This window comes from Plantactinospora sp. CNZ320, from assembly GCF_002846275.1.
The window spans coordinates 581,298-593,136 of record NZ_PJMP01000001.1 but is presented as its reverse complement, the minus strand read 5'-3'; the positions used below and the strand labels follow the sequence as shown (position 1 = coordinate 593,136).

At 71.8% G+C, this 11,839-nt stretch carries 8 protein-coding genes; 5 read left to right on the top strand and 3 right to left on the bottom strand.

Annotated features, from left to right (window positions below; translation table 11 throughout):
* Positions 1-67: 67 nt before the first annotated feature.
* The 3 genes from CLT71_RS02405 (at position 68) to CLT71_RS02395 (ending at position 6,950) form a co-directional block, all read left to right on the top strand.
* Positions 68-295, top strand: coding sequence for a DUF2188 domain-containing protein (locus CLT71_RS02405; protein ID WP_101365641.1), 228 nt, complete (start codon positions 68-70; stop codon positions 293-295).
* A gap of 186 nt (positions 296-481) precedes the next feature.
* Positions 482-1,213, top strand: a complete 732-nt coding sequence (locus CLT71_RS02400) for a DUF6766 family protein (protein ID WP_486483000.1) — start codon at positions 482-484, stop codon at positions 1,211-1,213.
* 238 nt (positions 1,214-1,451) lie between these two features.
* Positions 1,452-6,950, top strand: a complete 5,499-nt coding sequence (locus CLT71_RS02395; protein WP_101365639.1) for an ATP-binding protein — start codon at positions 1,452-1,454, stop codon at positions 6,948-6,950.
* 31 nt (positions 6,951-6,981) lie between these two features.
* Here the strand turns inward: CLT71_RS02395 and CLT71_RS02390 are convergent, their stop codons facing one another.
* A complete protein-coding gene (locus CLT71_RS02390) occupies positions 6,982-7,455 on the bottom strand; it encodes a cyclic nucleotide-binding domain-containing protein (protein ID WP_101365638.1) in 474 nt (157 codons plus the stop codon).
* 278 nt (positions 7,456-7,733) lie between these two features.
* On the opposite strand from CLT71_RS02390, the gene CLT71_RS02385 reads away from it, so the two are divergent.
* Positions 7,734-8,606, top strand: coding sequence for a universal stress protein (locus CLT71_RS02385; protein WP_101365637.1), 873 nt, complete (start codon positions 7,734-7,736; stop codon positions 8,604-8,606).
* Positions 8,607-8,684: 78 nt separating this feature from the next.
* On the opposite strand, the gene CLT71_RS02380 is transcribed toward CLT71_RS02385, so the two are convergent.
* Positions 8,685-9,845 carry an epoxide hydrolase family protein gene (locus tag CLT71_RS02380; protein WP_486482999.1) on the bottom strand — a complete coding sequence of 387 codons (1,161 nt, stop codon included), beginning with the start codon at positions 9,843-9,845 and terminating at the stop codon, positions 8,685-8,687.
* A gap of 73 nt (positions 9,846-9,918) precedes the next feature.
* A complete protein-coding gene (locus tag CLT71_RS02375) occupies positions 9,919-11,133 on the bottom strand; it encodes an ROK family transcriptional regulator (protein WP_199187483.1) in 1,215 nt (404 codons plus the stop codon).
* A gap of 62 nt (positions 11,134-11,195) precedes the next feature.
* Between CLT71_RS02375 and CLT71_RS02370 the strand changes: the two genes are divergently transcribed.
* A complete protein-coding gene (locus CLT71_RS02370) occupies positions 11,196-11,825 on the top strand; it encodes an HAD-IA family hydrolase (protein WP_101365636.1) in 630 nt (209 codons plus the stop codon).
* Positions 11,826-11,839 lie beyond the last annotated feature (14 nt).

The window sequence follows — 11,839 nt, the reverse complement described above, 5'->3', positions numbered from 1 at the left end:
CGGATTTACGATTCTTGCTGGCACCTTCTGGGTAGCTCATGTCAGGAAGCAGAACAGGAGGCACAGAATGCCCGACCGGGCCCAATACCACGTCATCCCCGAGGTCGGCTGCTGGAAGGTGGAGCGCGATTCCGCCGTCGTCGGACGCTACGGCAGCAAGGAAAGCGCGATCGTCGCCGGGCGCAGGGTCGCACGGGCGAATCAGCCGAGCCGGCTCGTCGTACACCGGCCGCTCGGGCAGGTCGAAATGGTGCACACCTATCAGCACGACACCTTCCCGCCGCTCGGGCACTGAATTTCCGCCGCCATGTTCGTCGACGAAGCGGTGCGGACGTTCCCGCCGACGCGGCGATTTCACCCATTCGGTTCGGTCCGACACGCCGTGACCGGGTTTTCCGCAGACCGGGCCCGGGAAGCATGGCCGGGGCAGGAGGGAATTCCCTGACCCGGGAAGAGCACCTCCGGAAGTGGAGGTAGCGGCATGGGACAGCAGACGGTCACACCGGGGCGAACCGGAACACGTCGCCCCGCCAGCCTGCAGGCGGCAACCGGGTTCCGTCGTTGGCTGCGCGACAACGGGTTGGCCGTGACGATGTTCGGGGCGTTCCTGCTCTTCCTCGTGTTGCAGAGCCTCTTCGGCTGGCAGACCCGCAACGACGCACTGATCGAGGCCGGGGCGCGCCCCGAGGGCTATCTCGGCTATCTCGGCACCGGGCACTTCGCCGAGGCGGTGTTCGAGAACTGGGAGTCGGAGTTCCTCCAGATGGGCGCGTACGTGCTGCTCACCGTCTATCTGGTGCAGCGGGGTTCCGCCGAGTCCAAGCCCGACCCCGCCCAGGACCGCCCCGGTGACGATCCGGCCAGGGCAAGGGCGGGCTCCCCCTGGCCGGTACGCGCCGGTGGCCTGGTGCGCGGGCTCTATCGCAACAGCCTCTCCCTCGCGCTCTTCCTGCTCTTCGGCGCATCCTTCGTCATGCACCTGGTCGGCGGCACCGCCGAATACAACGAGGAGCAGATGCTGGAGTCCGGGGCGCCACCGATCACGGCGTGGCAGTTCCTCGGCAGCAGCGAGTTCTGGTTCCAGTCGATGCAGAACTGGCAGAGCGAGTTCCTCGCCGTCGGCACACTGATCGTGCTCAGTGTCTTCCTCCGCCAGCACGGCTCACCGGAGTCGAAGCCGGTCAACAGCCCGCACCACGAGACCGGAGCCTGACGGCCAGCCGGCCGGCCGCGCCGCCGCGCCGCACCCCTGCGGTCCGGAACCGGGTGGTCGGCGCCGTCCAGCGGGGGTGGAGACAGCCAAAAGCTTTTGTTAGGTTCCTACAAACAGGGGTGCGTACTGTTCGGTGCGTACGACATGGCGCCGCCAGCCGCCAGGCAGCAGGGTGATCACTGCCGGGGCAGCCGTCCCGTGGCGAGTTGATCGTGGGTCTACCGGAGGGGTCGGTCGGGTGTTCAGCCGTATCGCCATCGTCAACCGTGGTGAGTCCGCGATGCGGCTCATCCACGCGGTCCGAGAGCTGGCTGCGGAGACCGGGGCGCGGATCGAGACCGTCGCTCTCTACACCGACGTCGACCGTACCGCCACCTTCGTCCGGGAGGCGGACCTCGGCTACTACCTCGGTCCCGCCTCCGCGCGCCCCTACCTCGACATGGCAGTACTCGAACAGGCGCTCGTCCGGTCCGGCGCCGACGCCGCCTGGGTGGGCTGGGGTTTCGTCGCCGAGGATCCGGCGTTCGCGGAGTTGTGCGAGAAGCTCGGGGTCACCTTCGTCGGGCCGAACCCCGACGCCATGCGCCAACTGGGCGACAAGATCGGCGCGAAGCTGATCGCCGAGGAGGTGGGCGTACCAGTCGCGCCCTGGAGTCGCGGCGCGGTCGAGACCCTCGACGTCGCCCTGGCGGCGGCGGCCCAGATCGGCTACCCGCTGATGCTGAAGGCGACCGCGGGCGGCGGCGGGCGCGGCATCCGCGTGATCACGAGCGACGCGGAGCTCTCCGACGCCTTCGAGCGGACCCGCCAGGAGGCGGCGCGGGCGTTCGGCAGCGGCGTCGTCTTCCTGGAACGCCTGGTCACCGGTGCCCGGCACGTGGAGGTCCAGGTGATCGCCGACGGCCAGGGCACCGCGTGGGCGCTCGGCGTGCGGGACTGTTCGGTGCAGCGGCGCAACCAGAAGGTCATCGAGGAGTCCTCCTCGCCGGTGCTCGCCCCGGCGCAGGCCGCCGAGCTGAAGACGTCGGCCGAACGGCTCGCCGTCGCGGTCGGCTACCGGGGCGCGGCGACCGTCGAGTTCCTCTACCACCCCGGTGACCGCCTCTTCGCCTTCCTGGAGGTCAACACCCGGCTACAGGTCGAGCACCCGATCACCGAGGCCACCACCGGGTTCGACCTGGTCAAGGCGCAACTGCACGTCGCCTCCGGCGGACGGTTGGAGGGCGGGCCGCCGGTGGAGCGCGGGCACGCCATCGAGGCCCGGCTCAACGCCGAGGACCCCGACCGCGACTTCGCGCCCTCGCCGGGCCGGATCGTCCGGCTCGACCTGCCCGCCGGGCCGGGCATCCGGGTGGACACCGGGGTCAGCGAGGGCGACACCATCCCCGCCGACTTCGACTCGATGATCGCCAAAATCATCGCGTACGGCCGGGACCGCGACGAGGCGCTCGGCAGGCTGCGCCGGGCGATGGCCGAGACCACTGTGGTGATCGAGGGCGGCGCGACGAACAAGAGTTTCGTCCTCGACCTGCTCGACCAGCCCGAGGTGATCGACGCGAGCGCGGACACCGGCTGGATCGACCGGGTCCGGGGCACCGGCCGGCTCGTCGCGCACCGGCACTCCGCGGTCGCACTGGCGGCGGCGGCCATCGAGACGTACGAGGAAGAGGAGCGCGCCGAGCGACGGCGCCTGCTCGCGACGGCGTCCGGCGGGCGTCCCCAGGTGCAGCACTCCAGCGGCCGGCCGCTGGACCTCAAGCTGCGTGGCGTCGGCTACCGGCTGCGGGTGGCCCGGATCAGCCCGCACCGGTTCCGGGTCGGTATCGAGACCGGCGGCGGTGTGCGCACCGCCGACGTCGAACTCGACCACTTCGACCGGCACAGCGGACAGATCGTCGTCAACGGCAACCGGTACCGGTTGCTCACCGGGACGCACGGGCCGATCCACCTGGTCGAGGTGGACGGCGTGACGCACCGGGTCAGCCGGGACGAGGGCGGTGTCCTCCGCTCCCCGATGCCCGCGCTCGTCGTCGCCACACCGCTGTCGGTCGGCGCCGAGGTCGAGGCGGGCGCACCGGTGCTGGTGCTGGAGGCCATGAAGATGGAGACGGTGCTGCGGGCGCCGTTCAAGGCACGCCTGAAGGAGTGTGCCGTCTCCGTGGGCAGCCAGGTGCAGGCCGGCGCCCCGCTGCTGCGGCTGGAGCCGCTCGGCGAGGGGGCCGCCGAGGATCCCACCACGGCCGCCGTCGAACTGGACCTGCCGGCCGCGCCCGGGGAGATCCCGGCCCGGCAACGTGCCCGGCACGGCCAGGAGAACCTGCGCGGCCTGCTGCTCGGCTTCGACGTTGACCCGCACGACGACCGCCGGGTGCTCGACGACTACCTCGCCACCCGCCAACTGGCCATCGAGGAGGGCCACCGGCCGCTGGTTGAGGAACTCGACCTGGTGAACGTCTTCGCCAACCTCGCCGAACTGAGCCGCAACCGGCCGTCGGGTGAGGACGGCGGCGGCGAGGCGCACGTGCACAGCGCCCGGGAGTACTTCCACACCTATCTGCAGAGCCTCGACGTCGAGCGGGCCGGACTGCCGGCCGCGTTCCAGACCAGGCTCGCCCGGGCGCTCGAACACTACGATGTCACCGAACTAGAGCGCTCCCCCGCGCTCGAGGCCGCCGTCTTCCGGATCTTCCTCGCCCAGCAGCGCGCCTCCGCCGACGCCACGGTCGTCGCGACGCTGCTGCGTAGCTGGCTGCGGGAGCCGCCGCCGGACGAGGCGCTGCGCGAGCCGGCCGGCCTGGCGCTGGAGCGGCTGGTGGCCGCGACCCAGGTCCGCTTCCCGGTGGTCGCCGACCTCGCCCGGGGCGTGGTGTTCGCCTGGTTCGCCCAGCCGCTGCTGCGCCGCAACCGCGCGCTCGTCTACGCCCGGGTCCGCAAGCACCTGCGTCACCTCGACGTCGCGCCGGACGCGCCAGACCGCGCCGAGCGGATCGCCGAGATGGTACGCAGCACCGAGCCCCTGGTCCGGCTGCTCGGCCAGCGGCTCCTCCGCGACGACCTCGACAACGCGGTCATGCTGGAGGTGCTGACCCGGCGGTACTACGGCAACAAGGGGCTCACCGCTGTCGACACCCGACAGGTCGCGGGCTGCACGTTCGTGGTCGCCCGGCGGACGGATTCGAGCCTGGTCTCCGCGGCGGTGCGCTTCGACACGCTGGGCAGCGCGCTGCGCGGGCTCGCCGAGGTGGCCGGTGGGGAGAACTCGGTCGACGCCGACCTCTACGTCGGCTGGGAGAACCAGCCGGAGGACTTCGACGCGATGGCGGCGGGGCTGGTCGAGGTCATCGGAACGGTTCCGCTGCCGCCGCAGGTCCGCCGGCTCACCACCACCGTGGCGGGGCGGCACGGCGCGGTGATGCACCACCACTTCACGTTCCGCCCGTCGACCACCGGGATGGCGGAGGAGCGGCTGATCCGGGGGCTGCACCCGTACATCGCGCAGCGGATGCAGTTGGAGCGGCTGCGCGAGTTCGACCTGACCCGGCTGCCCTCGGCGGACGAGGAGGTCTACCTCTTCCAGGCGGTGGCCCGGCAGAACCCGTCCGACCAGCGCCTCGTCGCGTTGGCGCAGGTGCGGGATCTGACCGAGCTGCGCGACCACGACGGCCGGCTGGTGGCGCTGCCGACGACCGAGGACACCGTCGCCGCCTGCCTCGACTCGATCCGCCGGGCACAGTCGCGGCGCCCGTCGAAGAGCCGGTTCAACACCAACCGGATCGTGATCTACGTCTGGCCGCCGATCGATCTCACCCGCGAGGAGATGGAGATGATCGCCGGTCGGGTACGCCCGACGACCGCGGGTGCCGGGCTGGAGGAGATCCTCTTCATCGCCCGGCAGCGTGACCGCAGGACGGGCGAACTGGCCAAGATCGCCGTACGGATCTCCTTCGACGCCACCGGCGGCGCGGAGTTGACCATCGGGGAGCCGCCGGTCGACCCGGTCGAGCCGCTGGACGACTACCGGCTGAAGGTACTCCGGGCGAGCAGCCGCAACACCGTTTACCCGTACGAGCTGACCGGCCTGCTCGGCGACTTCGTCGAGTACGACCTCGACGCCGACCACACGCTGGTACCCGTCGACCGGCCGAAGGGGCGCAACAGCGCGGCGATCGTCGCCGGGGTGGTCAGCACGCCGACCGCACGTCACCCGCAGGGGGTCACCCGGGTGGTGCTGCTCGGCGACCCCACGAAGTCGCTGGGTGCGCTCTCCGAGCCGGAGTGCCGTCGGGTGATCGCGGCACTCGATCTGGCCGAGCGGATGGGGGTGCCGCTGGAGTGGTACGCCCTCTCGGCCGGTGCCCGGATCTCGATGACCTCGGGCACCGAGAACATGGACTGGGTGGCCGCCGCGCTCAAACGGATCGTCGAGTTCACCCAGCGGGGCGGTGAGATCAACATCGTGGTCGCCGGCATCAACGTCGGCGCGCAGCCGTACTGGAACGCCGAGGCGACGATGCTCATGCACACCAGGGGCATCCTGGTGATGACGCCGGACTCGGCGATGGTGCTCACCGGCAAGCAGTCGCTCGACTTCTCCGGCGGTGTCTCCGCCGAGGACAACTTCGGCATCGGCGGCTACGACCGGGTGATGGGCCCGAACGGGCAGGCGCAGTACTGGGCGCCGAACCTGACCGCCGCCCGGGACGTGCTGATGTCGCACTACGAGCACACGTACGTCGTCCCGGGCGAGGAGACGCCACGGCGGGTACCGACCAGCGACCCGGTCGACCGCGACATCTCCGACTTCCCGCACGCCATGCCCGGCAGCGACTTCAGCACGGTCGGCGAGATCTTCTCGGCGGCGGCGAACCCGGACCGGAAGAAGCCGTTCGACATCAGGACGGTGATGCGGGCGCTGGCCGACCAGGACCACCCGGTGCTGGAGCGCTGGGCGGGGATGGCCGACGCGGAGACCGCGGTGGTGCAGGACGTGCATCTCGGCGGCATCCCGGTCTGCCTGCTCGGCATCGAGTCGCGCACGGTGCCACGGCGCGGTTTCCCGCCCACCGACGGCCCCGACACCTACACCGCCGGCACGCTCTTCCCGGCCTCGTCGAAGAAGGCCGCGCGGGCGATCAACTCGGCCAGCGGCAACCGGCCGCTGGTGGTGCTGGCCAACCTCTCGGGCTTCGACGGCTCGCCGGAGTCGATGCGGAAGCTGCAACTGGAGTACGGCGCCGAGATCGGCCGGGCGATCGTCAACTTCCGGGGTCCGATCGTCTTCTGCGTGATCTCGCGGTACCACGGCGGCGCGTTCGTGGTCTTCTCGAAGGCGCTCAACCCCGAGATGACCGTCCTCGCCCTGGAGGGCTCCTTCGCCTCGGTGCTCGGTGGCGCTCCGGCCGCCGCGGTGGTCTTCTCCGGTGACGTCGACCGACGCACCGCCGCTGATCCACGCATGCGGGAGCTGGAGGCACGCGTCGCGGCCGCCTCCGGGGCCGATCGCGCCGCACTCACCGCCGAACTCGACGAGCTGCGGGCCGCTGTCCGGGCGGAGAAGCTCGGCGAGGTGGCGACCGAGTTCGACCGGGTGCACAGCATCCAGCGCGCCGTCGAGGTCGGCTCCGTCGACGCCGTCATCCGGGCCGCCGAGCTGCGGCCACGGGTCATCGAGGCCATCGAGTCCCGGCTGGCCGGAAGCGGCGGGCCGGGCGCGGCAGGTGCGGCGGTGGCCGACTGAGAAATGGCGGGACCGGCGACGGCGGCCCGGACTACGAGGCGCGGTACTCCGGGTAGCCGTACAGGTCGAGCAGCCGGGTGCGGGTGGCCTGGAGCCGGTTCAGCATCACGGCCATGAACCGGCGGTTGAGTTCGTACCCGAACGTCGTGTCGTCCGCCATCAGGTGCCGTACCCCGGACGCGTCGAACTCGACGGCCCGGACCGGCTCCGCCACCACCGCCCCGAACTGCCAGCGCTGCGGTGCGAAGAGCCAGGACCAGCCGAGCACGTCGCCGCCGCCGAGGGTCTCGATGACCACGTCGCCCCGGCCCGGTGTCGGCAGGTCCAGTGACACCGCTCCGGAGCGCAGCAGCCAGAAGCGGGTCGCGGCGCGCCCGGCCGCGAAGAGCCGGTAGCCGCGATTGCGGTACACCGGATGGGCGTAGGCGGTGAGCCGGTCGAGCCAGGCCGGGGCCAGGCCGTCGAGGAACGGCTGCTCGGCCAGCAGGTCGCGGGTGCTCGTCATGACTTCCCCAATCGCTCGGGTACGCCGTTTCGTCCGCCGGACGGATCCGCCCTCCATCACACACCTACCGGCCGGAATCGGACAGGGCCGAAGGACCCGAACTCGGTGTCGACCGGCCCCCTGCCGCCCGGATGTGCCCGGGTGACCTGCGGGTACGGGGTACAGGGTCACCAACCGAACCGACCATGTGCCCTACGCCGTAGATCTCGCGCCCTGTTACGGTCGGTGACAGGAGCCCGGTCGGCGAAATTGAGCGGGAAGTCCGGTTGGAGGAAGTCATGCACGTACGCCCCATCATTGTCGGCTACGACGGTTCTGACGGCGCCAAGGAGGCCCTCCGCTGGGCCCTCGACGAGGCGGCCCGCACCGACGCGCCCGTGACGCTGCTCTTCGCGTTCGAGTGGCCGCCCGTCGCCAGCACGATCGCCCCGCTGGCGACGACCTGGCCGGACCCGGGCGTCCGGGAGGAGGTGCGGAAGATGCTCGACGCCGCGGTCCTCGACGCCCGCCAGACCCACCCTCGGGTGACGGTCACCGGCACCGTGCTGGACGGCCCGGCCGCGATCCTGCTGCGGGAACACTCCCGGCACGCCCGGCTGCTGGTGCTCGGCAGCCGTGGGCACGGCGGCTTCGCCGGGCTCCTCCTCGGCTCCACCACCGTCACCGTGTCGGCGCACGCGCACTGTCCGGTCGTCGTCGTACGGGGTGACCAGGCGCGGCCGGACGGTCCCGTCGTCGTCGGGGTGGACGGCTCCACCTACGCGCTACTCGCCCTCGAGTACGCCTTCGCGCAGGCGGCCGCCCGCGAGACCGCGCTGCGGGTCGTCCGGGCCTGCACTCCGGGCTCCGAGGGCGGGCAGCCCGGTGCGGAGTCGGAGGAGCAGACCGGTGCCGAGCGGGCCGAACTCGACGAGGTGCTGGCCGGCGGGCGGGGCAGGTACCCGCAGCTCCAGGTGGATGTCGAAATGATCACCGGCCCGGCCGGCCAGGTCATGGTCGACGCCAGCCAGGACGCCCAGCTGGTGGTCGTGGGTTCCCGTGGCCGTGGCGGCTTCACCGGGCTGCTGCTCGGCTCGATCAGCCAGCAACTGCTGCACCACGCGCACTGCCCGGTCGCGGTGGTCAGGGAGCTTCCACCGACCACCGACTGACCGGTCGCGATCCGCCGGTCGACCACCGGCCCCGGCCGCCGAACGCGACGGCCGGGGCGGGCTGGTCCCGCCCGTTCCTCAGCGGACCAACCCGAAGAACGCCCGCAACTCACGGACGAAGACGTCGGGCTGTTCGAGGGCGGGAAAGTGCCCACCCCGGTCCAGGTCGTTCCAGTACCGGATGTCGGTGTACCGGCGTTCGGCCCAGCGACGCGACAACCGGGGTACGTCCTTCGGGAAGATGGAGCAGCCGGTGGGCACCCCTACGGTGTCCGTCGTGGCCGAGGTGAACCATTCGGAGACCTGGGCGAAACTCTCCCAGTAGAGCCGGGCGGCGGAGGCACCGGCGGCGGGCAGCCAGTAGAGCATCACCGTGTCGAGTAGTTCGTCCCTCGTGATCACGCTCTCCAGGTCCCCGTCGTGGTCGGTCCAGGACCAGAACTTCTCGGCGATCCAGCCGGCGAGCGCGGCGGGCGAGTCGACCAGGGCGTACCCGATGGTCTGTGGTTTGGTCGACTGCTCGGCGGAGTAGCCGGATTCCCGCTCCTGTGCGTGGCGCAGCGCAGCGAGGCTCTCCCGTTCGACCCCGGTGAGGCTGTCGAAGGTGGCCGGGTCTGGTGCGGCGATCGGCGGTACGGGATGGATCCCGACCACGTGTTCGGGATCCTGCTGGCCGATCGCGGTGGTGACGCTGTTGCCCCAGTCCGTGCCGTGCGCGCCGTACCGCCGGTAGCCGAGCCGGGCCATCAACTCCGCCCAGGCACCGGCGATGCGCTGTACGCCCCAGCCGGGGCCGGTCGGCTTGGCGCTGAACCCGTATCCCGGCAACGTCGGCAGCACGAGGTGGAAGGCGTCCGCCGCGTCGCCGCCGTACCGGGTCGGGTCGGTCAGTGGGCCGACCACCTTCAGGTATTCGGCGAGGGACCCCGGCCAGCCGTTGGTGAGGACCAGCGGAAGTGCCTCGGGGTGTGGCGAGCGCACGTGCGCGAAGTGGATGTCGAGCCCGTCGAGCACGGTCCGGTACTGCGGCAGGGCGTTCAACCGTGCCTCGGTGGCCCGCCAGTCGTACCCCTCGGCCCAGTACCGGCACAGCTCCCCCAGGTACCGCAGCGGCACCCCCTGGGACCAGTCCGGCACGGTTTCGGGTTCCGGCCAGCGCGTCGCGACAAGTCGCCGCCGCAGGTCGACCAACTGTGCCTCGGGTACGTCGATGCGGTAGGGGGTCAACTCGTCGGTCACGATCCCGGTCTCCTCCGGTCGGCGGTGCGGGTACGGCTCTTACAGTTGGCGGATCTCGCCCCCGGAGGTGGGTTCACGGCCGCGCGGAGGCGGAGTGCGGTGCCGGGTCGCGTCGGCCGGTGGCCCAGTCGGCGAGGGACGACTCGCCTGTGGCGTGGTCGAGGCCGATGATCGCGGCGCCGCGCAGTGGCCCGTCGTTCCCGTGGGTGGCGTCGACGATCGGCGGCGGTCGGCTGCGGTGCGCGGCCATGAGACCGTCGGTGTAGGCGTTCTGAAAGGTCAGCTCGGCTGCGCCTCGGATCGTGGGGCCGAGACCGCCGAGGGTGATCAGGTCGGGATCGTGGATGTTGACCAGGCCGGCGATGCCGGTGGCGAGGGCCTGCGCGACGGTGGCGACCGCCTGCCCCGCCCGGCTGTCGTGGCCGGCGCGGTCGAGGACGTCGCGGGCGTAGCGGCGGGGATCGGTCGGGGCCGGGTCACCGAGATGGCGGGCGAGGGCACGGCCGTCGACGTCGAGTTCCCAGCAGCCACGTGCGCCGCAGGGGCAGCGCAGCCGGCGGTCTCCGAGCGGCAGGTGTCCGTACTCTCCAGCCGCGCCGTGTGCGCCGGTGACGGGTTGCCCGTCGACGGTGAGCGCACCACCGATGCCGGCCTCGACTATGAGGTGCAGCGCGGTGCCGGCGGTGGTCGCCGCACCGGTGCGGGCCTCCGCGACCCCGGCGAGCGTGGCGTCGTTGCCGACCAGCAGCGGCAGCGAGGTGCCGCTGGTGAGCGTGCCGAGGTCGACCGGTCCCCAACCGAGGGTGGACGACTGCACGAGGTGCCGGTCGTTGATCGTGGCGGCGACGGCGAGCGACACCGCACGAAGCCGGCCGCCATACCTGACCAGGGTGCGGTCCACCGTCCGGCGCACCGCGCCGAGGACCGTCGCCGGCCGGCGACTCTGGTGCGGATCGCGCCGCAGGTCGTGCAACTGCCCGTCGACCCCGACGACGGCGTGCAGCCACTCCCCCTGGCGCAGGTCGACGGCGAGCACGACCGGACCGTCGGGATGTGGGTGCAGCACCGTGGTGGGTCGGCCGCGCCCGCCGGCCGGGGCCGGCGCCTCGGTGAGCAGTCGAAGGTCCCGCATCCGAGCGATGATCTCCGTGGCGAATCCACTGGTCAGGCCCAACTCGCGGGCCATCGCCGCTCGGGTGATCCCGGGCTGCCGGGACAGCACGGCCAGGATCTGCGACACGGTGTGCCATCGGGCCGCGTCGGCACGCTGCCGGCCGGGGCTTGCCATGGCAGTCCACCACCACCTTATGCTCGTAGCACGAGTATATAGGGCGGGGAGGGTGGTCGACGATGGACCTGTCGATGGTGCAGGCCGTGCTGCTGGACATGGACGGCACGCTCGTGGACTCCGACGCCGCGGTCGAGCGGGCCTGGCGAACGTGGGCGGGCGAGCACGGCGTCGATCCCACGGCGACCCTGGCGATCGCACACGGCAGCCCGGCCGACCGCACGGTACGGCGCCTGCTGCCCTCCCTCGACGACGAGCGGGTCGCCGCAGCGGCCAGGCGGCAACTGGTGTTGCAGTACGACGACCTCTCCGATGTCACCGCCGCGCACGGCGCGCGGGACCTGCTGGCGACGCTGGACCGGCTCGGACTGCCGTGGGCGGTGGTGACCAGCTCCGACACCCGCCTGGCCAGGGCACGGCTGGCCAGCGCCGGCATCGACCCACCGGTGCTGGTCACCGTCGACGACGTCGACCTCGGCAAGCCCGACCCGCAGGGCTACCTGCACGCCGCCAAACTCCTCGACGTGCCACCGCGGCGCTGCCTCGTCGTCGAGGACTCCCCCGTCGGGGTGGAGGCGGGACGCGCGGCAGGCGCGACGACCGTCGGCCTCAACGGCGTCGACGCCGATCTGCGGGTGCCGGACCTGACCCGGCTGGCACACCTGCTGACCCGGGCACGTCGACAACAGTAGTGGCGCGGCGCCGC